This window comes from Staphylococcus sp. GDX8P114P-2, from assembly GCF_017892945.1.
Lineage (GTDB): Bacteria > Bacillota > Bacilli > Staphylococcales > Staphylococcaceae > Staphylococcus > Staphylococcus arlettae.
Map to the genome: position 1 here is coordinate 114,227 of NZ_JAESMB010000007.1, position 24,607 is coordinate 138,833.

At 33.4% G+C, this 24,607-nt stretch carries 20 protein-coding genes; 4 read left to right on the forward strand and 16 right to left on the reverse strand.

Annotated elements, in window-relative coordinates:
• Positions 1 to 169 precede the first annotated feature (169 nt).
• The 9 genes from KA845_RS02945 to KA845_RS02985 all read right to left on the reverse strand — a co-directional run bounded on the left by KA845_RS02945 (position 170) and on the right by KA845_RS02985 (position 10,425).
• The gene (locus KA845_RS02945; protein ID WP_103388731.1) at positions 170 to 1,528 is read right to left on the reverse strand and encodes a gluconate:H+ symporter; all 1,359 of its coding nucleotides are present in this window, start codon (positions 1,526 to 1,528) and stop codon (positions 170 to 172) included.
• A 138-nt stretch (positions 1,529 to 1,666) separates the two neighbouring features.
• A complete protein-coding gene (gene gntK, locus KA845_RS02950) occupies positions 1,667 to 3,214 on the reverse strand; it encodes a gluconokinase (protein WP_002509996.1) in 1,548 nt (515 codons plus the stop codon).
• A 33-nt stretch (positions 3,215 to 3,247) separates the two neighbouring features.
• Positions 3,248 to 3,928: a GntR family transcriptional regulator gene (locus KA845_RS02955; RefSeq protein ID WP_002509995.1), complete on the reverse strand. Its 681-nt coding sequence runs from the start codon at positions 3,926 to 3,928 to the stop codon at positions 3,248 to 3,250.
• A 237-nt stretch (positions 3,929 to 4,165) separates the two neighbouring features.
• Entirely contained in the window at positions 4,166 to 4,864 is a 699-nt protein-coding gene (locus tag KA845_RS02960; RefSeq protein WP_107377078.1) for a GTP pyrophosphokinase, read from the reverse strand.
• Positions 4,865 to 5,060: 196 nt separating this feature from the next.
• Positions 5,061 to 5,477: a DUF2188 domain-containing protein gene (locus KA845_RS02965; protein WP_002510558.1), complete on the reverse strand. Its 417-nt coding sequence runs from the start codon at positions 5,475 to 5,477 to the stop codon at positions 5,061 to 5,063.
• Between the two features lie 124 nt (positions 5,478 to 5,601).
• Positions 5,602 to 7,521, reverse strand: a complete 1,920-nt coding sequence (locus tag KA845_RS02970) for an FUSC family protein (protein ID WP_107377079.1) — start codon at positions 7,519 to 7,521, stop codon at positions 5,602 to 5,604.
• A gap of 289 nt (positions 7,522 to 7,810) precedes the next feature.
• The gene (budA, locus tag KA845_RS02975; protein ID WP_002510556.1) at positions 7,811 to 8,509 is read right to left on the reverse strand and encodes an acetolactate decarboxylase; all 699 of its coding nucleotides are present in this window, start codon (positions 8,507 to 8,509) and stop codon (positions 7,811 to 7,813) included.
• 290 nt (positions 8,510 to 8,799) lie between these two features.
• Positions 8,800 to 9,087, reverse strand: coding sequence for a putative quinol monooxygenase (locus KA845_RS02980; RefSeq protein ID WP_002510555.1), 288 nt, complete (start codon positions 9,085 to 9,087; stop codon positions 8,800 to 8,802).
• 78 nt (positions 9,088 to 9,165) lie between these two features.
• Positions 9,166 to 10,425, reverse strand: coding sequence for a pyruvate MFS transporter (locus KA845_RS02985; RefSeq protein WP_031266809.1), 1,260 nt, complete (start codon positions 10,423 to 10,425; stop codon positions 9,166 to 9,168).
• A gap of 268 nt (positions 10,426 to 10,693) precedes the next feature.
• Here KA845_RS02985 and uptA point away from each other — a divergent pair, with 268 nt between their 5' ends.
• Entirely contained in the window at positions 10,694 to 11,314 is a 621-nt protein-coding gene (uptA, locus tag KA845_RS02990) for an undecaprenyl phosphate transporter UptA (RefSeq protein WP_103388728.1), read from the forward strand.
• A 188-nt stretch (positions 11,315 to 11,502) separates the two neighbouring features.
• Here uptA and putP read toward each other — a convergent pair whose 3' ends face one another.
• Positions 11,503 to 13,044, reverse strand: a complete 1,542-nt coding sequence (putP, locus tag KA845_RS02995) for a sodium/proline symporter PutP (protein ID WP_107377081.1) — start codon at positions 13,042 to 13,044, stop codon at positions 11,503 to 11,505.
• Between the two features lie 479 nt (positions 13,045 to 13,523).
• Between putP and KA845_RS03000 the strand changes: the two genes are divergently transcribed.
• Positions 13,524 to 15,488 carry a fructose-1,6-bisphosphatase gene (locus KA845_RS03000; protein ID WP_021459770.1) on the forward strand — a complete coding sequence of 655 codons (1,965 nt, stop codon included), beginning with the start codon at positions 13,524 to 13,526 and terminating at the stop codon, positions 15,486 to 15,488.
• 583 nt (positions 15,489 to 16,071) lie between these two features.
• On the opposite strand, the gene KA845_RS03005 is transcribed toward KA845_RS03000, so the two are convergent.
• From KA845_RS03005 to KA845_RS03025, 5 genes are all read right to left on the reverse strand, one after another.
• On the reverse strand, positions 16,072 to 17,871 hold the full coding sequence (locus KA845_RS03005; RefSeq protein ID WP_167867832.1) for a cation:proton antiporter: 1,800 nt from the start codon (positions 17,869 to 17,871) through the stop codon (positions 16,072 to 16,074).
• Positions 17,872 to 18,126: 255 nt separating this feature from the next.
• On the reverse strand, positions 18,127 to 18,720 hold the full coding sequence (gene mhqD / locus KA845_RS03010; protein WP_021459772.1) for a methylhydroquinone degradation carboxylesterase MhqD: 594 nt from the start codon (positions 18,718 to 18,720) through the stop codon (positions 18,127 to 18,129).
• Positions 18,721 to 18,743: 23 nt separating this feature from the next.
• Positions 18,744 to 19,640, reverse strand: a complete 897-nt coding sequence (locus tag KA845_RS03015; protein ID WP_002509882.1) for a ring-cleaving dioxygenase — start codon at positions 19,638 to 19,640, stop codon at positions 18,744 to 18,746.
• 14 nt (positions 19,641 to 19,654) lie between these two features.
• Positions 19,655 to 20,623 (reverse strand): ring-cleaving dioxygenase MhqE, encoded by a 969-nt coding sequence (gene mhqE / locus KA845_RS03020; RefSeq protein ID WP_103388725.1) that lies wholly within the window; start codon positions 20,621 to 20,623, stop codon positions 19,655 to 19,657.
• A gap of 66 nt (positions 20,624 to 20,689) precedes the next feature.
• Positions 20,690 to 21,124 carry a MarR family winged helix-turn-helix transcriptional regulator gene (locus tag KA845_RS03025; protein WP_002509880.1) on the reverse strand — a complete coding sequence of 145 codons (435 nt, stop codon included), beginning with the start codon at positions 21,122 to 21,124 and terminating at the stop codon, positions 20,690 to 20,692.
• A gap of 203 nt (positions 21,125 to 21,327) precedes the next feature.
• On the opposite strand from KA845_RS03025, the gene aldA reads away from it, so the two are divergent.
• Positions 21,328 to 22,752, forward strand: coding sequence for an aldehyde dehydrogenase (gene aldA / locus KA845_RS03030; protein ID WP_167867831.1), 1,425 nt, complete (start codon positions 21,328 to 21,330; stop codon positions 22,750 to 22,752).
• A gap of 77 nt (positions 22,753 to 22,829) precedes the next feature.
• Here the strand turns inward: aldA and KA845_RS03035 are convergent, their stop codons facing one another.
• Positions 22,830 to 23,792, reverse strand: a complete 963-nt coding sequence (locus KA845_RS03035) for a metal ABC transporter solute-binding protein, Zn/Mn family (RefSeq protein WP_103388723.1) — start codon at positions 23,790 to 23,792, stop codon at positions 22,830 to 22,832.
• 172 nt (positions 23,793 to 23,964) lie between these two features.
• On the opposite strand from KA845_RS03035, the gene KA845_RS03040 reads away from it, so the two are divergent.
• The gene (locus KA845_RS03040; RefSeq protein WP_002509877.1) at positions 23,965 to 24,243 is read left to right on the forward strand and encodes a GNAT family N-acetyltransferase; all 279 of its coding nucleotides are present in this window, start codon (positions 23,965 to 23,967) and stop codon (positions 24,241 to 24,243) included.
• Positions 24,244 to 24,607: the final 364 nt, after the last annotated feature.

A 24,607-nucleotide genomic window follows, 5' to 3' on the forward strand; every position in this document is an offset into this window, starting at 1 on the left:
CGTTCTGAGTGTTTATTACATTGAATAATCACACTATAAATTAGACTAATAGATACATACCATACTTAATATATGGCATGTATCTATTTTACTATTATATTGTTTGTTACAGCAATATAAAAGATAAAAGCTATTCATTAAAATGTATATTATTAAACAAATAAGATATTTATACAAATAAACTTAGGAATAAGATAAAGATAATACCTGAAACTGAAATAATCGTTTCTAATAATGACCATGTTAAAAACGTTTCTTTTACTGTTAATCCAAAGTATTCTTTAAACATCCAAAATCCTGCATCATTCACATGAGACAAGATTACACTACCCGCACCGATAGCTAATACTACGAGTGCAACATTTACATCTGAATGTTGTAATAGTGGTAATACGATACCTGTAGTTGAAATCGCAGCAACCGTTGCTGAACCTAATGCAATTCTTAACACAGAAGCAACAATCCACGCTAATAGTATCGGAGACATTTCAGTACCTTCAAATAACGTAGCAATTGTATCACCGACTCCTCCGTCAATGAGTACTTGTTTGAATGTACCGCCACCACCAATAATTAAAAGCATCATACCGATGGGATAAATTGCATTTGACACAGAATCCATAATTTCTGAGTTTTTTCGCCCTTGTTTAACGCCCATAGAAAAGATTGCAAAGACTACTGCAATTAACATTGCAGTTCCTGCTGTACCTATAAAGTAAACAACAGATTCAAAACCATTAGTGGCTTCTTCATTACCTGTAATCAGTTGTACAATTGTAGATATCAACATTAAGATTACAGGTAAAATAGCTGTAATTAAACTCACACCAAAACTTGGCATTTCACTATCTTTAAAATCTTGTTGTGCACCTAAAGCTGAAATATCCCCTTCTCTTGTATAAGCTGTCGGAGTAATTTTTTGAGCAATTTTATTAAAGAATGGACCAGCAATTAATGTTACTGGTATAGCAATAATAATTCCGTAAAGTAATACATGTCCCAAATTAGCTTCTAATTCTTTAGCAATTACCACTGGTCCTGGATGAGGTGGTAAAAATCCATGTGTTACTGATAAAGCAGTAACCATAGGTAAACCAAGTTTTAATTGTGAAACTTGCGCACGTTTAGCAATAGTAAATACCAATGGAATTAACAAGACAAGTCCTACTTCGAAAAATAGTGCAATGCCGACAATAAATGCTGCAATGATCATAGCCCATTGTACATGCTTTTGACCAAATTTATTAATTAATGTGTCAGCAATACGCGTTGCACCGCCACCATCAGCAAGTAGCTTACCTAATATCGCACCTAAACCAAAGATAAGTGCAATATGGCCTAATGTACTTCCCATACCATTTTCTATTGTTTCGATTATTTTATCTAATGGCATACCTAACAATATTGCTGTAATAATTGATGTAATGATTAATGCAATAAAAGTATTTAATTTTAACAAGATTATAAGTGCTAACAGGATAGCGATTCCGATTACCACTGTAGCCAAAGGCCAAATTGTTTCAAACATTTTTATTTCCCCTTTCAAGGATAGATTTAACTGCCTTATGATAACGCTTACTTAAACTCCCAAACAAACTCTATTAAAAGTGTTTACGCACCTCTTTGTGTTCACATAGCAAAGAGCATCGTGCGTAAACAATATTATTTATTCCGCATGTTCCATATATTTGCGTTGGAAGTCAGCAATTTCTTCATAATGCGGTGCTAATGAGCGACTTAAATTGATAAAGATAGAAACTAGCTGTTGGTAGACTTCAACCTGTTCTGGTTCTGGTAAATGTTCATTTGTTGTGCCTACCATTGTTTCAATAATTGAAAAATCTTCAATTTCTCCTAATGCTTTCATACCTAACACACATGCACCTAAGCACGAGCTTTCATAACTTTCAGGAACACTGAGTTTAGTATCAAAGATGTCCGCCATCATTTGGCGCCAAACACTACTTTTAGCAAAACCACCCGTAGCTTTTATCGTATTTGGTGTTTCATTCATAACTTCAATTAATGCAAGATATACAGTGTATAAATTATAAAGTACACCTTCTAATGCAGCGCGAATCATATGTTCCTTTTGATGTGACAAGGTTAAACCAAAGAATGAACCTCGTGCATCTGCATTCCACAATGGCGCACGTTCACCAGCTAAATAAGGATGGAAAATTAACCCCTCTGATCCTGGTTTCACTCTACTAGCGATACGTGTAAGTACGTCGTATGGGTCAACTCCTAAACGTTTAGCAGTTTCAACTTCACTAGCCAGTAGCTCATCACGTAACCATCGCAATACTACACCGCCATTATTTACAGGACCACCTATCACATAATGGTCTTCAGTTAAGACGTAACAAAATATTCTACCTTTATAATCTGTTCTAGGTTTATCAATAACAGTACGAATAGCACCTGATGTACCTATAGTTACGGCAACTTCACCTTTTTTATATGCATTGACACCTAAGTTAGATAATACTCCGTCGCTAGCACCTACGATTACTGGCGTATCCGGGTTAATGCCCATTAACGTCGCATATCTATGCTTCATTCCTCTCATAATATGCGTTGTAGGAACGACCTCAGGTAATTGTGTTGTTGTAATGCCTAATAAAGCTAATACATCTTCATCCCATTGTAAGGAGTCTAAATTCAACATCCCAGTAGCTGACGCCATAGATTGGTCAATGACGTATTGTTCATATAATTGGTAAAAAATATACGTTTTAATATCTACAAACTTCGCTGTTTGTTTAAATGTATTTTGTTGCTCATGTTGCATCCAAAATATTTTTGATAAAGGGGACATAGGATGAATCGGTGTACCTGTACGTTGATAAATATCGAAACCATTGTGTTCCCGGTTGATAAGATCCGCATACTTACTCGCTCTATTATCTGCCCATGTTAAATTTTCAGTAAGTCGTTTATGTTGTGCATCCATAGCAATCAAGCTATGCATTTGGGCACTAAAAGAGATTAATTTGATATCATCTTTTGCTATTCCTGATTCTCTAACAATGTATTTAACAGTCATTAACACTGCATCAAATAGTTCATCAGGATTTTCTTCTGAAACATCGACATTAGGTGTATGCAACTGATAACCAATATTGTGTTTCATAATAAATTGACCATGTTCGTCATATAATACTGATTTGGTACTTGTTGTTCCAACATCGACACCTATCATATATTTCATTTCGTTCATCTCCTAAGCAATTCTGGTAATTCATTAACGTAACCAAAAACTTTCTATATTTTCACCGACGTCATCAAAATTTAAATGAAATGCATGACGTAATTTATTAGTATCTTTATGCTCTACAGCTTCGATAAATACTTCATGATTATGGTGAATACGTTCAAAATCTTTAATGTTTTCGTTCATTCTTTCTCGCATGGATAATAATATGAGAGATTCCATAACTGGCCTCAAATGATTCCAATATGTTTTTAAGTATTGGTGTTTTGACGCTAAAATTGTCACTTCATGAAATTTAATATCATGTTCTGTAAAAGATTCCGCATCTTCAAACTTTACCGCTACTTTCATCATTTCAAGTTGTTTTTTTAACTCTTTTACTACTTGACTATGTTCTTGGTCTTTTATGCGTGAAAAAGCAAAAGATTCTAACATAATTCGAAAATCATATAGCTCTTTTTTTTCTTTTTCTCCAAACGGTAAAACCTCTGCTCCCATACGTTCTAAATGTATCAGCTGGTCTTGGTTTAACAACTTAAAAGCATCTCTAACAGGTGATCGGCTCACATTATATGCTTTAGCTATTTGATTTTCCGTTAATAGTGTATCCGGACTAATCGACCCTTTAACAATACCTAATCTAAGTTCAGCAGCAATCATTTCACCTTTAGATAGACCTTCTAACCATTGTTCAGGATATTCAAATTCCATTTTATAGCACCTCCGCTTCACACCGATATACTTGTATACAAGTATATTAGTATATTTTTTACTAAATTGCAAACGCTTCCAGCAATTTTCATTTTATAGACTAGTATTAAAAGTGGATTCAACTGCGTGATAACACTACTTTAGGGAGGTATTAAATTTTGACAACTTGAAAGATTTTACAATTAAAAAAGAGCTTGGAACGAAATTAATGTTCCAAGCTCTTTTTAGGTTAAGCTATTATTTATTATTAAATACTTCAGAATGGATATCTTGCATCTTGTGCTCTACTGATGTGATATCTGTGGCGCATTGACGTAAAATATTACGGTAATGTTCAGTATTTTCTTCATTTTTATAACGTATTTTATGTTCTAAACTTGCCCACATGTCCATTCCAATAGAACGAATTTGAATTTCAACGGCTACATATTGAACTTCTTCGGTAAGGTAGACCGGTATAGATACTACAATGTGTAAACTACGATACCCATTACTTTTAGGATATTCAATATAATCTTTTCGCTTTAATAATTCTATGTCAGGTTGCTTTAATAGTAATTTTTCAATAGCATAAATATCTTCAATATAGTTACATATAACACGGACACCAGCGATATCTTGTAAGTGCTCGTTAGCAGACTCTACAGAAATTGGTAAACCTTTCCGTTGTAATTTTGAGATAATACTTCCCAGTTCTTTAACACGCTTTTCTAAATGATGTATTGGATTATGTTTATGCATTTGCTGAAAATTATCATCGAGTATATCTAACTTTGTACTTATTTTTTTGACAGCAGCGCTATATATATTTTCAATATTCATGAACTCAATTAAGACCGAAAATGCTTCATCAGAATTTTCAAATGTACTAAAACTATCTTTAAATTCATTTCTCAAATCTTCTAAATAATTGGAAGGCTTACGTTCTACATACATCTTTAGATCCTCCAGTTAATTTCTTCTTGAATTTTATTATAACGAATTTTATTGCAATACAGAAATATATCGAACTTATATTATTGGAAATTTAAAGTTACTTGAACTTTTTATAAGGGAGTCGATGTAAATTTTATACTGTGCGTTGGCATTATGAAAGCGTTCGAAAGTTTACTATCCTTTCAGAACGCTGAGGTTAATTAGTTGTTTTTGTATGTTCAATAACTTCAGTATTACGATTAGCAGCTATATTTCGTGCACGCTTTAATGCATCTTCTTTTTTAGCAAAACTATTTGATGCTTTTGTGGCACAATCCGTTTTAATTTTCCAGCTTTGATCTTCGTAATATACGTGGACATCGCGCTTATTTAAATCTGGATTTGCTGATTCATCTTGTTGATGAATAGTAATATTGTGATGTTTTAACTTTTCTAAGTCTTGTTGCGTTGCATTGTCATACCATTGTTCAGCTTGTTTAGTGGCTATGGGGATAGCCTTTTCTTCATCAAAACCATTCTTTAACATTGCATTACCAATATCAATCGCTTTTTGTCGTTTCAATGTCTCAAAATTTTTCCAACTTTGTGGATAATCATTCACCGTCCATGGCATTGAATCTCCACCACCATTCATTACTTTTGATTTACCACTGAATGTTAATACTAAACATTGTGCAAAATATCAGCAGTAAAAAACAGAACCATGACATTTACATAGTTCTGTTCCACTTTTTAGTTTATTTAGTTTCGATTGAGGAAATGGATTCCCGTGATTCTGCACAATTATTTTGAATATTGTTTAATGCTGTTTGTATATAAACATACTGCGGTAATTCTGGTAAATGTTGCTTTTCAATATGCTTACCTGTTTCAAAATGCTTTGCAATATTTTCAAAAATCACTAGGTATTTCCCCATTTTCAGATCATCTATATGTTCTCTTTGGGCATTATTTAATGCTCTTTTTAGCATAAAACTAATCTCTTCTAAAGCATATATACTTGGATAATGATAACGTACGCGTTTTTTATTAGTAGCAACTTCTCCATTTGCACTATTATACACTTGAATCATATTATTTAATTTCACACTGAGTAATACCATTTCCTTTTTATCTTGCTTCACAGAATGATAGCCATTTTCGGAAAATAAATAGTGAAACACTTTTGCTTCATCTCTGACAACATCAGCAATGGTTTCAGGTAACATAGATGACGCTGTTTTGCGACCTAAGATTAACAAACCAATGACTGCTATTACCACACCTACAATGACATCGATAATACGTGGTAAAGCAATTAAAATGGTCAAATGGTTGGATGCTAGTCCATTTAATAAGATAACTTGAATTGTTATAAAAATAACTGCGAAAGAATAGTTAGCGCCTACGAAAATTTCAGTTACCCCAGCAGCTAATGTCAATAAGATGATAGCGACAGGGATAGGCGGTGTACTTAATAGAATTAATGATAGTATTAACACACCAATAATTGTACCAATACTTCTTGAGCCTGCACGTTCAAAACTATGTACTGTTGTGGCACCGATCAGAACTGTGTGTGCACTTAATGGAATCCAATAAGCTTTATCAAAATCAAACATTAATGCTACAAATACGGCTATCGCCATAATAATTGTATAGCGTAATGTATTTCGGAAAACATAAGAATCTAAAGTTAAATTTTCAATTATACGTTGCCCATAGATAGAAACGCGTATATCTACTTCATGCTCTACACGATCAGCATTAGCATTTATGATTTCGTCAACTTTAAATATGTGGTCAACAAGGTTTTGGTATTCTGAAGCTACTGCAATTTCTTTGGACCACTTAGCATCCGTTTTACCATCAGATAACACCATATCAATAATATAATCTGCCATTTCTTTAATTTCATTAGGTAAAGGACGGCTATCTTTACCATTAAGTTCTAGTAATTCAGAGTAAATACCTTGTGCTAACGTGTGCAACAATAAGATACGCTGAAATTTTGACGATTCTTTTGACTTTTTACCACTCGCTGCTATGAGCTGATTGTCGGTATAGCGAAATGATACAACTGCTTTCGGTGAAACTGTTCCAAATGCATCACGATCATTAAAACTATGAATTAATGTCTTTATCATTTTATAGTCGCTTTTTATTGCAGTCGATTCAGCAGATTCTTTAGTTAGTATAATAGTAATAACTACAACAACCGTAGCTAACAAGCCCCCGATAAACATGGCTACCCCTCTTGTTAAGGCTTCTTCCGGCGCATAAGGTAAATTAATCGGCAAGCTAAATGCAACGATAAAGAAAGTAGAAGATGGCCCTGGAATATTGAGCGCACTGAAAATGTAATATGGAATAACAGTAACAGCTAATAATAATCCTCCAAAAATCAATGGTTGATTGACCGTTAACGAACCTAGAACCATAGCTATAGAAAGTCCACAGGTTGTTAATAGGACAATTCGTAACTTAGATCGAACTGAGCCACCAAATACATAAATATGCGCTAAGGTACCTGTAGCTATCAGTAAACCAATGGAAAAATAATCTACTAGATAACCAATCATTAATGGAATAAACATTAATATAGCTTGGCGTAAGCCTTTGCCAATATCAATTTTCATGGTATTAAAGCGCATCAGCGATTGTAAGTAATTCAACAATGTCTTTCATCTCCTATATTATTTTGTTTTTACATAAATTACGTTTAAGTATATTGCGCTTTGAGAGTTACACATTCATTTAATTAATTGCTATTATACAGAAGTATTATGTCTTATCATGTTTCAAATTCACAGGAATTAGCAATTATTTTAATTCAGTCACGTTATTAATTCTATCACTTTTAACTTTATTTTTTTAGATATAGATTCAACAAAAAAAGACACCTAGTTTATCTAAGCGTCTAAAAAACATTAAGTACATTTATGATTGTACGCTCCTCACAGTGGGTTACTCTGTTTCTCTAATATCTTCGTCAATATTTGCGTAATCAATATCTGTTGTCAAAAAAGCCTCATTATTTACTGGGAAATGTTGCTCTAATGTTTCAATTTTACTTACTTCAATTGTTCCCTTATTTAATTCAAAGTTTAGTACATGTCCACCAAATGTTTTATCATCATTAATAAAATGTAAATGAAAACCACTTGCTGCAATACCGTGGAACAATTGAGGGGAATAAAAGCCAACTATAGTGCCAGTAATTTGTTCCTTGGTAAATTCAGGTTGTACTTTAGCTGATTCAATTAAACGAGTGTATGGAGGTTGTTGTTGAGGCATCATGCGCACATGCATAATTTCAAAAGTACCGGTAATTTTAACAGCATTAAAGATGTTTTTACTGCCCACCTTGGCTAGCACTTCATCTAATAACGTCTCATCATCTGTAATAATATGTGTTGTGAATTGTATATCAGGTTTGAATGGTGTAACTGTAGCAAATGGTGTCAGTTCTGTACCTGTTAAAGTACGAAATTCATTATATTCATTCGCATGATAAGCAGTGCCATCTAAAATAATAACTTCACCGTCTGAACCAGACAAGGTACCAATACCCAAATCTCCATGCTCTAAAATAGAATTAATTGTAGCAGTGCCTTCCAACATGCCTGCCATTAATGTTCCTAATGTTCCATGTTGATATAACATTATCATTACCTCCTTGGGTAAATAAACTTAACTATTATGTTTAACATCGGTTGATTTAAAACAACTTTTCATTATATTATACACAACATATTTACAATCTCACAACTTCCATGTTTCTGAGTAACGAAGTGAATATTATGGTGTGTCTCTACTGCTACTCTATTGCGTGTTATGAATGTTTCTTATTTCATTCCATCAATAAAAAGCACGAAACTATAATAACGATTATCACGTTATTATAGTTTCGCTACTTAAATTAATCGTATTTAATTACTGGACAAATCTTTTTGTTATTGAATTGGCTGAGCCACCACAATATCAGGTTTTGCGCTTAATAGCTCACTCACTTGTCCAAAGAATGTTTTAAAGTGCTCTGAAGCATTATGCGCTTCTACTGCTGCTTGGTCTTTATAATGTTCAATCATTACAAACGTATTTGGCTCATCTGTCTTTTCAAAATGTTCATAATATAATGAGCCTTCTTCTGCGTTCGCTGCTTGAATCAACGGCTGAACTAATGTTAAATATTGTTCTCTGTACTCTGATTGTACTTTCATTATTGCATTGATAATTATCATAAAATGCAGCCTCCAAAGGTAATAGAATAATACTTATTAAGTATATTCGCATTTTATACTATTTTCAACTCATTGAACTTAACTTTTAGTTAATGGCTTATCTGGTTTAACAAAGAACCACATAATAATTGCAAACACAACTGGGATAATAATGAGTTGTAATGTCATAGTCCAACCAATTCGGTCCGCCAAGAAACCTGCAAGTAATGGGCTCAGTAATGCACCAATATTGCCCCATAAATTCATCCAACCTGAAACAGTACCTGCGAAGTTACGTCCTAAATCTGTAGCTGCTGCCCAACTCATACCCATAGACATACCTATACCACCTAAACATAACGATAACCAAAAGACATTCACATATAAATCATCAGTTTTTAATGCGAAGATTAAAGAAATACAAAATACTACAAAGCCAAAAATAGCTATTACACCACGCGCCATAAATTTCGAAGTGCCTTGTTGTAAAATTTTATCTGAAATGATGCCACCTAGAATAATTAGTATGAACATAACAAACCATGGTGCACCTGCAACAAATCCTAAATCTTCTAATTTCACACCATGTTGCTCCGTTAAATATGTAGGCAACCAAATCAAGAAAAGCCCAATAACAAACTGAACTACAAAGTATTGTGCTGCTATCGCATAGAATCCGCCTCTTTTTAAAAAGATATTCCACGGTGCAACACTCTTTTCAGTCGATACTACATCACGGTTTTCCATAATAAAACGTTTTTCAGCTTCATTAACCATTTTGTGTTGTTCAGGTAAATCTTTAGCTATCACTGCCCAAAGAATTGCAATTACAAAGCCTATAAAACCAAAGATATAGAAGACTGCTTCCCAACCAAACGCGGTTACTATCGCGATTGTTATAACCGGCGCTATAACTGGTCCAAAATATGAACCTGCTAATAGCATACTAGAAGCACGACCCTTTTCCCCTTTACCAAACCAGAAAGAATTAAATACTGCATTTGACGGATACATCGGTGCTTCACCAACACCAAATAAGAAACGAACTGCATAAAGCATACCGTGATTCTTAACAACACCTGTCAAAATGGTAAAAGCACTCCACCATACTAATGCTATTGTAAGCATTTTTCTCGGGCCAAACTTTTCAGCTAAAAAACCAGAAGGAACTTGCATCAATGCATATCCTAAAGAAAACAGCGACGCGAGTAATCCAAATTGTGTTTTATTCATTCCTAAGTCTTTCATCATAGGACCTGCTATAATTGAAATGTTTGATCTATCTATGTATGCGATAACACCTATTACGAAAAATGCTAGCGCAAAGTACCATCTAATATTACTCCTTTTTTCCTTCATAATGTCCCAACTTTCTACCAAAGCCACACTCATCATATGACCTATTGTTTATTATCATGAATCGATATTAGCACAAATTGTAAGCGTTTACAACGTTTTTTTGAAATTTCCTAAACATTTTTGGATGAATAATAATTCTTGCTATTATATCGCTTGTTGCAAAATATTGAGATATTATTAGGTCATTATAGTAAAATACCTTATAATATGGATGTACTTTTTTAAAGCTATAATGTTTACAATTACAAAGGAGTCTTAAAACACTATTATGGAACATCTATTGACAGATTTTATTAGCTCATGGGGATATTTAGCCATTACTATTTTAATATTGCTAGAAAATGTTTTACCATTTATCCCTTCTGAAATTATTTTAACTTTTGCAGGTTTAATGACAGTTAAATCAGAGCTTTCTCTGTCATTGTTATTTATTATTTCTACACTTGCCTCATTTGTTGGTCTACTCATTTTATACTTTATAAGTAGATTAGTATCTGAAGCATGGTTATATCGCTTTGTAGATAACTACGGAAAGTGGTTAAAATTGAAAGGTAAAGATGTGGAAAAAGCAAATCAATGGTTTACGAAATATGGTGCTTGGGCAGTTTTTATTTGTAGATTTATCCCAGTTTTACGTGTGTTGATTACTATTCCTGCTGGGATCAATAAAATGAATGTTTTCAAATTTATTACACTATCCCTTATAGGGACAACGATTTGGAATCTTGCTTTAATTTACTTAGGCAAAATGTTAAGTGGCAGTTGGGATGTATTAATGAATGGATTACATACTTATTCATATGTCATGTATATTATCATTATTATTGCAGTAATCTCCATTATCTTCACCTTTTACAAAAAGCGTAATACCGAAAGCACAAAGAATTAAAAAGCGTGTCAGCCTTTACTGGCTAACACGCTTGTTTTAATTTTTCTTCTAGGATGAAGCCCCTTTTTGCTATCCTAGACACGATCTATTTTTATATTTCTCCCATTGTTTAACAGTGATTTAACCCCTTAAATGCACTGTTATAAAATAAAAGACACCTTATGAATCAGCATAAGTTTCTGTGCCTTCTATTTGGCATTTTTTACTATATCACTTACTTCTTTCAGTTCTGCTGCAACATCTAAATCAGGTTTTTTCGTGAACATACTCACCACAACTGTAACAATTAAACTTGTTAAGAAACCAGGTACGATTTCGTATAAATTAAAGAAATCATTTGTTGCGCCAAGTGGCTTAACAAAGACAATCCATAATATTACAACGACAGCTCCTGATAACATACCTGAAACTGCACCAGTACGGCTCAAACCTTTCCAATATAACGATAATAGAACTAAAGGTCCAAATGAGGCACCAAAACCTGCCCATGCATTACCAACCAAATTTAAAATTGTATCATTCGGTGACCATGCAATTGCTATAGACACAATCGATACTAAGATAACAGACATTCTACCTACAAACACAAATTCTTTTTCGTGTTTTTTGGCTGCTTCCTCTCCACGAATAAGCTTGTAGAAATCTTCGGTTAAAGAACTAGATGTAACAAGTAATTGAGAAGAAATCGTACTCATTATAGCTGCCAAAATTGCTGCTAATAGGAACCCCCCTACTAACGGATGGAATAAAACTTGACTCATTAAAATAAATAATGTTTCCGGATCTTGTAGTTCCACATTTTGTTGGTTAATGAATGTGATACCTACTAAACCAACCCCAACTGCTCCTAATAAACTAATTGCCATCCAACCAATTCCAAAGCGTCTAGCTGTAGCGAGTTGTTTTACAGACTTGATTGACATAAAACGAACAATAATATGCGGTTGACCAAAATATCCTAGTCCCCATGCAAAAAACGAAATAATACCAATCACTGTAGTACCTTTAAATAAATCTAAATTGGTAGGCTTAAGTTCAGCTGCTTGAGACAATGTGTCTAAACCATTTAGTTGCATCATTGTTACGATTGGTACCATAACCATAGCGATTAACATAATTACCCCTTGGAAAAAGTCTGTTAATGATACAGCTAAATAGCCACCAAAAAATGTATAAGCAATAACAATTACTGCAACTAAAATTAAACCTAAGTGATAGTCTAAACCAAATGCGCTATCAAATAACTTTCCGCCAGAAACCATACCTGAGTGTGTGTATAATGTAAAAAATATAACAATGATAGCACCGGAAATAATCTTAATCACGTTTGCTTTATCATTTAAACGATTCTTGAAAAAGTCAGGCAACGTAATTGCGTCTCCAGCCTTTTCAGTATATACACGTAGTCTAGGCGCTACTACAATATAATTTATGTATGCTCCAATCGTTAGGCCAATTGCAAGCCATGCTGCAGAAAGTCCAGTAGTATAAACTTCTCCAGGTAGTCCCATAATCATCCAACCACTCATATCTGATGCCCCTGCAGATAATGCGGTCACATATGGTCCAATACTTCTGCCCCCGAGCATATACTCACTAATATTGCCAGTTGCTTTTTTATAACCATAATATCCTATTATTAGAAGAATAATAAAATACAAGGCAAGCATAATATAGGTCTGCCAATCAGGATTAACCTGACTCGACAAAGTACTTCCCAATGTTAGCATGATATTAACTCCCTTAATTCATAATTTTGTTACATGCATTTATTATACAAAAATATCGATAATTTTAAAGTGCTTTTTGCAAATTCTTGTGTAAATTTTTATTACTAACGCATCTGACAACGCTATAAACATTGATATAACAGCATTTATAACCCACAATAATAAAATGTGTATTTATACACTAATGGTGTTTAATAACTTTTTTGTAAATATGAAATTTACTTTTTTATAAAAAGTTATATGTAAATACACGATTTTTTATATTTGAGTAACATCAGATGATTAAGCTTTAACTACTCATTTGAATCACATTTATCCACTAACTCATACTAAATATTAAAAGCAGTTCATTTTTTAGAAAATATTAATTATTCATCATATAATGGTAGAGTAGAAAATAAAATAATGTAGACATAGTGTAAGCGTTTTACAAACATGTTAAAATAATTACAATAATACAACTGGAGTGACAAATTCATATGAGAAAAGCGTCAGAACAAAGTGTAAGAAGTAGGTATTTAGATTTATTGTCTGAGCGATTTCAGACAAAAGCTGCATTAGCTACGGAAATTATTAACTTAGAATCTATTTTAGAGTTACCTAAAGGAACAGAACATTTTGTCAGTGACTTGCATGGCGAATTCCATGCGTTCCAACATGTGTTAAGAAATGGCTCAGGCAATGTTCGATCTAAAATTAATGATATCTTTCAAGATACATTAACACGCAAAGAGATTAATGATTTTGCTGCGTTAGTATATTATCCTGAAGAAAAATTAAAACTTATCAAAAATAGCTTTAATTCCAAAAGTGAATTAAATGAATGGTATATCACAGCCATCAGCCGTTTAATCAAGCTCATTACATACGCATCTTCCAAATATACACGCACCAAGTTAAGAAAATCATTACCTAAAAATTACGTGTTTATTATTGAAGAGTTACTATATAAAAGTAATAAATACAACAACAAAAAATCATATTACGATACGTTAATTAACCAAATTATTGAGTTAGAACAATCAGATGATTTAATTATTGGGTTATCATTCACAGTGCAACATTTAGTCGTTGATCACTTACATGTTGTTGGAGATATTTATGATCGTGGACCAGAACCAGATAAAATTATGGAAACATTGATTAACTACCCTTCTGTAGACGTACAATGGGGTAATCATGATGTGCTATGGATGGGTGCTTACGCAGGATCTAAAGTTTGTTTAGCAAATTTACTACGTATTTGTGCGCGTTACGATAACTTGAACATTATCGAAGATGCGTACGGCATCAATTTACGACCTTTACTAACTTTAGCTGAAAAATACTATAGCGGGGATAATAAAGCCTTTTATCCTAAAAACAAAGTCGCTGACGGGGAACAAGCTTCACAATTAGAACTCGCACAACTAACCAAATTGCACCAAGCTATTGCGATAATCCAATTCAAATTGGAAGCACCGATTATTAAACGCCGTCCTGACTTTGAAATGGAAGAACGTCTTGTACTAGAGAGCATTGATTTTGATAAAAATACAGCAACTCTGTACGGTAAAACATATCCATTAACAAATACTTGCTTCCAAACGGTAGACCCAGAAGACCCAAATCGCTTAACAGATGAAGAAGCAGATGTAATGGATAAATTATTATTGTCAGTTCAACAATCAGAAAAACTAAAACGTCATATGACTTTCTTAATGCAAAAAGGTACGTTGTATTTACCTTATAATGGCAATTTACTAATTCATGGTTGTATTCCTGTTGATCAAGATGGAGAAATGGAAGCTATGACTATTGATGGTGTAAAACATTACGGCCGCGATTTACTCGATCATTTTGAAAACTATGTGCGTGAAGCTTTTGACCATAAAGACCGCCATGATGATTTAGCTACTGATTTAGTTTGGTATTTATGGACTGGTAAATATTCTTCATTATTTGGAAAACGTGCAATGACAACATTTGAACGTTATTTCATTGCTGATAAGGCTGCACATAAGGAAACTAAAAATCCATATTATTACTTACGTGAAGATATTGATATGTGTAAAAAAATGTTGAAAGATTTTGGTTTAAACCCTGAAACTGGACATATTATTAATGGGCATACACCTGTTAAAGAAATAGATGGTGAAAATCCAATCAAAGCTGATGGTAAGATGATTGTCATTGATGGGGGCTTCTCTAAAGCCTATCAATCGACAACCGGCATCGCAGGTTATACCTTATTGTACAATTCATTCGGTATGCAATTAGTCGCCCATCAACATTTCAATTCGAAAGATAACGTTTTATTAAATGGTGAGGATGAACTATCAACACGCCGAGTGGTCGATAAAGAATTGGAACGTAAAAAAATTAGAGATACCAATTCCGGTCAAGAATTACAAGAGAAAATCATCATTTTAAAAGAACTTATGCATGATCGATTTTTAGACTAAATAACTTCAAAATTACTATATTCAACTTATGCTACAAGCATCATTTCACTTATATTAAATAAGCCTGCAACATAAACAAACCCTTCGCAAATTAATGTGAAGGGTTTATTTTTGCATCATCAAAATTTTTTGGCAATGTTTGCCTGCATAATAACCACTATTGTTTAATCATATATTATAAGATGTTGCTATAATATTTATAATATTGGCAGTGGTTTTTGCCGGTGCAAAAAACTGCCAACAAAGTCAGAGACTTTATCAACAGTTTTAAATATAGTATAAATCCAATATGGCATCGACTTATTTTATATAAGATGATTAGTAAATAATCCAGAGATAGAAATGATTTATGTTAATCTCATTTATCAATTAGTTTATTCAACATAATAATCACAACCATTGTTTAATTTAGATCTTATAATATTGGCAGTGGTTTTTGCCGACTCCTGCCGGAATAGCACTAGCCACAGACTACTGGCTAAGGCAGTGCCCGCGGAAAGCGTGCATAAAAAACTGCCAACAAAGTCAGAGACTTTGTCGACAGTCTAATCCTGAAACATAACACATGTTCTAGGCTTTTTCTTTATAAATTTTGGTTGTTATACGCATCTTTTAAATAACCAATAACACCGTCATTAGTTTCTAATGGTTTTGAATGATGACGTTTAAATGTAACAACACGTGAGTCACTAATATGATATAACACCATGTCATTTGGGGTTAAAGTTGCTTTTTGATTTGCAGGTATTTCTAAAATATTATATTTAGTAATGTAGTTATTAAACCATCGTGAAGTCATTTGATCATCAAATAAGATATGATTTTTAATGGGGCCTTCTACATTACGCCTTGCTTGTTCACTATTAAATGATACAGGCATCATATCTACGTTTTTCAATCCAAATTCGGGCACGAGTTCATTAAATGCTAAGCTGTTAAATACAAAGGATTGTGTCATTAATAAACAAGTATGGTATCGCGATAAATCAGAGTAAATACGATCATTACTAGATAGGAGGTTTCCTTCAAATATTTCGAAACCTAATTCTTGCGCACGTAATTTATTATTTGAAAATAAATTAAAAGTCATAACTGGTATTTGATGTTCTCGTAATTTAGCTCCTAAATGATACGCAAACTCACTTTCACCTACTATAATAACGCCTGGAGGTTCTACACTAGAGACTCTCATTAATTTACTAATTGGTAAGAAACTGAAACCATATATAACTACAGTAACAAATACTAAACCAAAAGTTACAGGTGTAATTAATTCAGCTAATGGTGCTTTTTGTTCAATAAATAGCCCTGCGAAAAATTGTGCCACTGTGAGTACCACAATCCCTCTTGGAGCCATCATTGATACCATCGCGCGTTCCCGCTTCGAAATTTCTGTATTAATAGTTGCAAATAATATAGAAATTGGACGTACAATTAAAATCATTGCTACACAAAATATAAATAGCTTCCAAGAGATTAATTGTGTTAACACCTCAAGTGTTAACGAAGATGTAATTAATATAAATACGGTCGATACCATAATGGAAGATGTATTTTCAATAAAGTGATCAGATTCCTGAAAAATCAAATCATGACGTTTCATTCGTGCCATCATCAATCCAAAAATAGTAACCGCAAGCAACCCTGACTCAGGTAATATTTCATCACAGATCGCAAATATTAATAGAATAAATATTAATTGAATCGACGGCATCAAATTTTGTGGAATTAAATCCTTTTTAATTAACCACATAAATAGATAAGAAGCAGCAAATCCAATAACAATAGCGATTAAAAAGCTCAATAAGAATTTAAATAAAATAGTTATATTAAAGCCTTGTTGTACAAGATCAAAAACATAAAATGCGCCTAATGCTATCATCGGCCCAATTGGGTCTAATATTATACTTTCCCAACGTAAAATAGAATCGACGTTTTTATGCACTTTCGCTTGTTTCAATAACGGTTGAATCACAGTAGGTCCTGTGATTAAAAATAGACCACCTAGCACTAATGAAATAACTAATGAAAAATCTAATATATAATGTAATGCTAGTGTTCCTAATATCCAAGCAAGAATCGCACCTATTGTAATAATACGTATGACAGCTTTTGATATATATTTAATTTCACGAAAGTCTAAATTACTACTACCTTCAAATAAGATAATAGCAACAGCAAGTGAGACAAGTGAGCTAAAAACATCTTGCCCCAAACTTTCTTGAGGATTGATTAACCCAAATATCGGCCCTACTAACAAGCCAACAATTGCCATAACAACGATTGATGGCCATTTAATTCTACTTGCTAGCCATTGACTAAAAATACCTAATGCCAAAAATATTACAATCACTAGCATTAACGGCAAATGCAATAACGACATATTACGTGCCTCCTCATTTTTATACGGACAAGGTGCTATATTATCAAACAATAATCAACAATGCACTCATTTAGTTTTATATTTATCCTCTTCGTAATGTCAGTTTAGTACCAGCCATTACAATCTCTCTATACCACACCTGACATCAAAAAAACTGAAGTTGCGCTACATCGTTTAGATAAATCAACTTAATCATTTATCTGCATCGATGACACAACTTCAGTTTGAACTGTTATATGTTATCTATACACTGTTTTAGTTATTTAATACTTCTTGACCAGCAACAACACCCGACTGAGTTAATTCATGACTATTGACCCATACTGTTGTCACATCTGCACCACGAGAACTGAAGATATCAATCACTCTTTTACTTTCAGCTAAAGGTACAATCGGATCATTTTCACCCATTGACAGTAAAATTTGAGCATCACTAAAATCTTTATTTGTTGTTATTTCTATTGGATATAGTGGTGCATACAATAACGCCTTCTTAAATGTAGTATTTTCTCGTAGCATCATACTGATAGCAATATTAGAACCATTTGAAAAACCAACTGGCACTGCTTTGCTTAAATCAAATTCATATTTTTCAGCAGCTTCTGACAGAAATGCCAATATACGATCTGTACGATAATTTAAATCTTCTACATCATATTGTCCTTCTCCGTGGCGTTTAAAAAAACGGTTCATACCATTTTCAGATACTTCCCCTCGGATACTTAACACATTATAGTCTGGGTTCAGCACTTGTGCTAATGGTAATAAATCATTTTCGTCCCCGCCTGTGCCATGTAATAAGATAAATGTTGGTGCATCAGGTTGTCCTTGCTTAAAAATGTGTTCCATTCCTATCTCTCCTTTAATTAATTTTAAATATTAATAGGTGGTAATATTTTTAATAATTCTTCTCTACGTTCTTCATATTGTGGCGGTAACATGAGATGAGTACCTAATTCATCGAATGGTTCATCTACTGTAAATCCAGGACCATCTGTAGCAAATTCAAAAATAATATCACCATGTTCTTTCATATACACTGCATTAAAATAATTACGATCTTTAACTTCAGTTAAATGATAGCCTTTGTTACTCAACTGTTCACGCCACGCAAGTTGTGTTTCGTTTGTTGGCATAGACCAAGCTATGTGGTGTACGACACCTGTGCCCCAACGTACTCGCTTTTCTGGAGTGGTTTTGTGTACTATAACGTGATGTTGCCATTCGCCTGCAGTCGTCAAGTGTACTGATACATTGCTGTCATTGACTTCTGAAAGACCCATATCATTTGTTAATGTAGCTATAGTTTGTACTGGATTACTAGATAACATAGTGACACCATGAAAGCCTATAATGTCATGATTATCACTCGTCGTTTCACTCTCCACAAGTGCTAAAGGCAAATCATGTGTATCTTTAAACACGAGTGTTTCCTGATCAAAGAGTTGATTGCGTTTAGTCGTAATAGCATGATTATTTAAGTGCTGTTCCCAAAGATCCATAGTACCTTGGGGTATTCTAAAAGCAATAGTCTCAACTTGGCCTGCACCTACTTGACCTTTTACATGGTTTGGCCAATTGAAAAAGGTTAGTATCGTACCATTAGCTACTGAGTTATTTGAAAAATATAAATGGTAAGTCCCTGGATCATCAAAATTCACTGTTTTTTTGATTAGTTTTAAATTTAAAATATCTCTATAAAAACGAATATTCTCTTCTGGATTACCTACGATAGCTGATATATGATGAATGTGTTTAATTGCTTCCAAATCAAGCCCTCCTTTTATTTATCATGATTACGTTTAGTGTTAAATGGACGAATTTCTGATTCAATATAGTCACGTTGATTTTCTAAAAACGGTGGTAATGATAATGCTTCACCTAATGTTTCATATGGCTCGTCACCCATAAATCCTGGACCGTCTGTAGATACTTCGATCAATATATGACCAATGCGTGCATAAAGTGCTTCAAAATAAAAACGATCTACTAAACCTGAGTTACCAATACCTAATTCTGTATATTTGTCGTGCCATGCTTGAATAGCATCATGATCTTTCACTCTAAATGAAACGTGATGTACTTCACCATATCCTTGTCTAGCTTCTGGTGTTTCAGTATCTTTTCTTAAAATGACTTGTCCACCATTGCCACCTTCACCTACATTTAATAGTGCAACGTCAGTTTCTTCAACAATTGTTTGCATACCATAAACATTTTCTAAGATTTTTTTGAAATCCTCAAAATAACTTACAGTAATTTCAATAGGTCCTAATCCATAAATTGCTTTATCTGTCGGCACTGGACCATTTTCCCAAGGTATACCAGGTGCTACACCTTTGTTATTCTCATCGGAAACTAATTGATATAATTGTCCATCCGCTTCTTCAAATGGTAGTACTTTTTTATCAAATAGACTTTGTACACCGTCGTGTTTCACACCAAATTCATCAAAACGCTGTGCATAATAACTTAATGCTTCATCATTTGGCACACGGAATGACGGTCTACTAATTGAGTTTGTACCTCCAATACCTTTAGGTACATTAGGAAAATCAAAAAATGTCATATCTGTTCCTGCGGATCCAACATCATCTGCAAAGAATGTGTGGTACGTGTATATATCATCTTGGTTTACTGTTTTCTTCACAAGTCTCATACCTAATACATCAGTAAAAAATTTATAGTTACGTTCTGCGTCATCTGTAATTGCTGTAACGTGATGAATACCTAATAATGAATTGTTTGTCATAATAAATCCTTCTTTCTTAGTTTTTATCTCGAAATCGAGATTGTTTTTGTGAAAAAATTTTGCTACCTACTTATTATTTGTAGGAGCACTTAACTTTTTGAGTGTATTTTGCAATGTTTGTAATTCTTCGTCTGTTAAGATTGAAAATGTTGATTGGATGGTCTCAGCATGTTTCGGAAAGATCTCATCCATAATGCGACGCCCTTGTTGTGTCAATGAAGCATTGATTATACGTTTATCCTGTTGATTTCTAATACGGGTCACGCACCCTTTTTCCTCTAGCTTATCAACAACGTAGCTAATACTACTACTAGCTATAAGTACACGTTCTCGAATGCGTTGAATAGGTTGATCACCTTTATTATAAAGTAATTCTAGTACCGCAAATTCTGTAATATTTAATCCGTATTGCTTCACATCTTCGCGCACTATTTTTTCCAAATAATCTAAAGTTCTATTTAATCCAATAAATGCATTCATAGATGACTTTGTTCTATCCATCTCATCACCAACTTTCATTTTATTTCGAATTCGAGATAATTATATAATCGTTATTTTAAAAAGTCAACCATTTAAGTATAAAAAATATACTGAAATATTTCCCTCTTCTCTTCCATTAATAAATTACTAAATATATGCATATTACTTTTCACAGTTTTTTGTACTTCATCATGTGGTACTTATATACTGTGGAGGTGTTTAAGATGAATCAACTATTTATCAATAATGAATTTATTGCTAGCGAATCAACAGAAACGATGGATGTGGTAAATCCTGCTACCGGTCAAGTGTTTGATACCATTACTTTTGCAAACGAAAACGATGTTAATATTGCAGTCGCAAAATCACAAGAAGCACAACTAGAATGGGAAAAAGTTCCTCAACCAACACGTGCAGAACATGTTAAAATGCTCATTCCTTTATTAGAAAATAATAAAAATGAATTAGCTGAATTATACGTGAAAGAACAAGGTAAGCTTTTATCTTCAGCACTTGGTGAAATTCATAAATCCATTAAATTTATAGATTATATGTCCAGTCTAAGTATGCAAAATAAGGGTGAGGTGCTACAGAGCAATCGTGACAATGAACTGATTCACTTAACGAAAAAGCCTATCGGTGTTACTGCTGGTATAGTGCCATGGAATGCCCCGATTATGGTACTTATGCGTAAAGTCATACCGGCTATAATTACAGGTTGTTCGGTGATAATTAAACCTAGTGAAGAAACTTCTCTAATCACTCTTAAATTAGCTGAATTATTTATTCAATCTGCTATTCCTGCTGGTCTTATTCAAATTATTCCCGGAACTGGTGAAACTGTAGGTACACAGTTAGCTAAACATCCAGATATTCAACTCATTTCTCTAACTGGAAGTATGCGTGCTGGTAAATCAGTATATGAAGCTAGTGCCAGTAATGTTAAAAAAGTGAATTTGGAATTAGGTGGTAATGCCCCTGCAATCGTTACTGCAGATGCAGATTTAGATAAAGCAGTTGATTATATTGTCACTGCTCGTATTAATAATGCCGGTCAAGTTTGTACATGTCCGGAACGTATTTTTGTTCATGAACAAGTGCATGATGAATTTCTTTCTAAATTGAAAGCTAAAATGGAACAATTAACAGTTGGTGATCCATTTGATGAACAAACCGATTTAGGAGCTATTATTAACCAAAAACAATTAGATCACATTCATAATACCGTGCAACAATCTATTCAAGAAGGTGCCCAATTGGTACTTGGTGGTGAAATTTTAAATAGAGATGGCTACTACTATGCACCTACTATTTTAGATAAAGTACAACCCGAACATGCAGCTTTTACTAATGAAATTTTTGGACCAGTACTACCTATCATGACTTATGATGATTTTCATGAAGTTATTAATTTAGCTAATGATACAAATGCCGGACTGTCTTCATACATTTTTTCAGAGAATCTCCAAGAAGTGATGCGTGCATCAGAATTGCTGAAATTTGGTGAAGTGTACGCTAACTGCGAAGCAGAAGAAGCTGTTAATGGATTCCATGCAGGATGGCGAGAATCAGGCTTGGGTGGCGCTGATGGTGTTCATGGTTTTGAAGAATATTATAATACGACAGTGTCGTATATTCGTTATGATTAAAATTCCTAACTAATCCAACTACATCATAAAATATAAAAAAGCAGCAAGAACAAATATTTTGTTCCTGCTGCTTTAATTTAGTTATTCAATGCTTTGTCTAAAGAATCAATATTTTGATGCATAATAGATTGATAGCTCACATTATTATTATCCTTATCTTCTGGTGCTAATGTAGTTAAGTTGTTAAATGGTACAGGTGTAGTGTTTGTTTCTTTTTTAATCACATCGGTAATTTTCGAAGAAATGTTTTGCTCATAAAGCAAATATGGTTGTTGTGTTTCTTTTACATGCTTGATGATTTCCATTAATTCTTGTTGACTTGGATCTTCATTATTCATTCCTGTAACGCCGACCTGATTAAAATTGTAACGTCGTGCCAAATAACCTATAGAATCATGGGATATTATAACAGTGTCTCTTTTAGGATTTGTCGTAATCGTTTTTAATTGACGATCAATTTGATCAATATCTTTGTTGAGCTTACGGTAATTTTTCTCATAATACGCACTATGCTTAGGATCTTTAGCTACTAATTCATCTTTAATAGTTTTAGTAAATTGTTTATTTAATTTAGGGTCTAACCAAACATGTGGATCTTTACCTGCTTCTTCTTCATGCTCGTGTTTATGTTCATCTCCATGTTCGTGGTTGTGATCGCCAGTAGCCAATAACTCCTCATGATTAATTGCATCCGCTACAGGTAATTTCAATTGTTCGTTAGTAATAGAACTCGCAATTTTTTTCGCTACAGGGTCCATATCTTCACTAGAATAAATAAACAAGTCACTTTTCGCGATATCAATCATATTACGTTGCGTGGGCTCATAACTATGTGTATCTGCACCTGGAGGATATAAACTTTGTACATTTACATATTTTCCACCAATATCTTTGGCAAAGCTTTGAAATGCAAACACTGTAGTGTATATTTCGAGTTTGTTCGAAGTACTTACTTTATACTGTTGTTTTGTATTTTGATTACATGCTGTTAAGGTGACACTAAACACTATAACCGCTATAATTAACAAAGATTTTTTCACATTTGCGCCTCCAAAACGAAATTATTCCGTTAAAACTATAAACTTATTTTCACAATATTTCAATGAAAATTATTTATACTATGTAATCTCTATTTTTTATTATACTTATCTATGTTTTAAAATATAACTTAGTGATATAAGTATTATAAGTTAAAAAACTGGGGGTCTTAATATGACGGAAATTAAACAAGGTCATAATAAATTTTATGTCGGAGAGAACGAAGACAATCGCCAAGCAGAAATCACTTTTACAGAAGTAAGTCCTAATCAAATAGATATTGATCACACTGGTGTACCAAAAGAATTAGGCGGACAAGGACTCGGTTCAAAATTAGTGAAAGCTGTCGTCGACTATGCACGAGACAATAATTTAACTGTATCTGCAACATGTCCATTTGCACAAAATGTCATTGAAAAAAACGAAGCATATCAAGATGTATATACTAAATAACATTGCAATGCAATCATCAAGCGTCGTCGTAATTGGATAATTTAGCCGCTTAAACGCTAATTGGTTTTCAAACCATTGAACAACTACAGTAAAAAAAGGTTGGGATAATATCAATTTGTCCCAACCTTTTTTCATTTTGGCAGTAGCTGACTGTATTGAAAATGCGCTTTAAACCAAGCTTTTTTCAATGCTAGTCATCCTTGCCGGGGTGGGACGACAAAATCATTTTTTCAAAATCAGATTTCTGTCCCACTCCCTTTTCTATTTATTGCTAATTACTTGTGCAACGTATTATAATCTTATAAAAGCGCTTTCTTATAGGAGGATAGGATTATATGCAATTATTATGGCAAACATACGAAGC

What these genes read in the sequence shown, in the direction of transcription:
- KA845_RS02955 (WP_002509995.1), bottom strand. Translation starts at nt 3,928, where the DNA reads ATGGAATTTGAATATCCTGAACAATGGTTAGAAGGTCTATCTAAAGGT.
- gntK (WP_002509996.1), bottom strand. Translation starts at nt 3,214, where the DNA reads ATGAAATATATGATAGGTGTCGATGTTGGAACAACAAGTACCAAATCA.
- putP (WP_107377081.1), bottom strand. Translation starts at nt 13,044, where the DNA reads ATGCTAACATTGGGAAGTACTTTGTCGAGTCAGGTTAATCCTGATTGG.
- KA845_RS02985 (WP_031266809.1), bottom strand. Translation starts at nt 10,425, where the DNA reads ATGAAGGAAAAAAGGAGTAATATTAGATGGTACTTTGCGCTAGCATTT.
- uptA (WP_103388728.1), top strand. Translation starts at nt 10,694, where the DNA reads ATGGAACATCTATTGACAGATTTTATTAGCTCATGGGGATATTTAGCC.
- aldA (WP_167867831.1), top strand. Translation starts at nt 21,328, where the DNA reads ATGAATCAACTATTTATCAATAATGAATTTATTGCTAGCGAATCAACA.
- KA845_RS03000 (WP_021459770.1), top strand. Translation starts at nt 13,524, where the DNA reads ATGAGAAAAGCGTCAGAACAAAGTGTAAGAAGTAGGTATTTAGATTTA.
- KA845_RS03025 (WP_002509880.1), bottom strand. Translation starts at nt 21,124, where the DNA reads ATGGATAGAACAAAGTCATCTATGAATGCATTTATTGGATTAAATAGA.
- KA845_RS03040 (WP_002509877.1), top strand. Translation starts at nt 23,965, where the DNA reads ATGACGGAAATTAAACAAGGTCATAATAAATTTTATGTCGGAGAGAAC.
- KA845_RS03005 (WP_167867832.1), bottom strand. Translation starts at nt 17,871, where the DNA reads ATGTCGTTATTGCATTTGCCGTTAATGCTAGTGATTGTAATATTTTTG.
- budA (WP_002510556.1), bottom strand. Translation starts at nt 8,509, where the DNA reads ATGTTATATCAACATGGAACATTAGGAACATTAATGGCAGGCATGTTG.
- KA845_RS02980 (WP_002510555.1), bottom strand. Translation starts at nt 9,087, where the DNA reads ATGATAATTATCAATGCAATAATGAAAGTACAATCAGAGTACAGAGAA.
- KA845_RS02945 (WP_103388731.1), bottom strand. Translation starts at nt 1,528, where the DNA reads ATGTTTGAAACAATTTGGCCTTTGGCTACAGTGGTAATCGGAATCGCT.
- mhqE (WP_103388725.1), bottom strand. Translation starts at nt 20,623, where the DNA reads ATGACAAACAATTCATTATTAGGTATTCATCACGTTACAGCAATTACA.
- mhqD (WP_021459772.1), bottom strand. Translation starts at nt 18,720, where the DNA reads ATGGAACACATTTTTAAGCAAGGACAACCTGATGCACCAACATTTATC.
- KA845_RS02960 (WP_107377078.1), bottom strand. Translation starts at nt 4,864, where the DNA reads ATGTATGTAGAACGTAAGCCTTCCAATTATTTAGAAGATTTGAGAAAT.
- KA845_RS02965 (WP_002510558.1), bottom strand. Translation starts at nt 5,477, where the DNA reads ATGCCATGGACGGTGAATGATTATCCACAAAGTTGGAAAAATTTTGAG.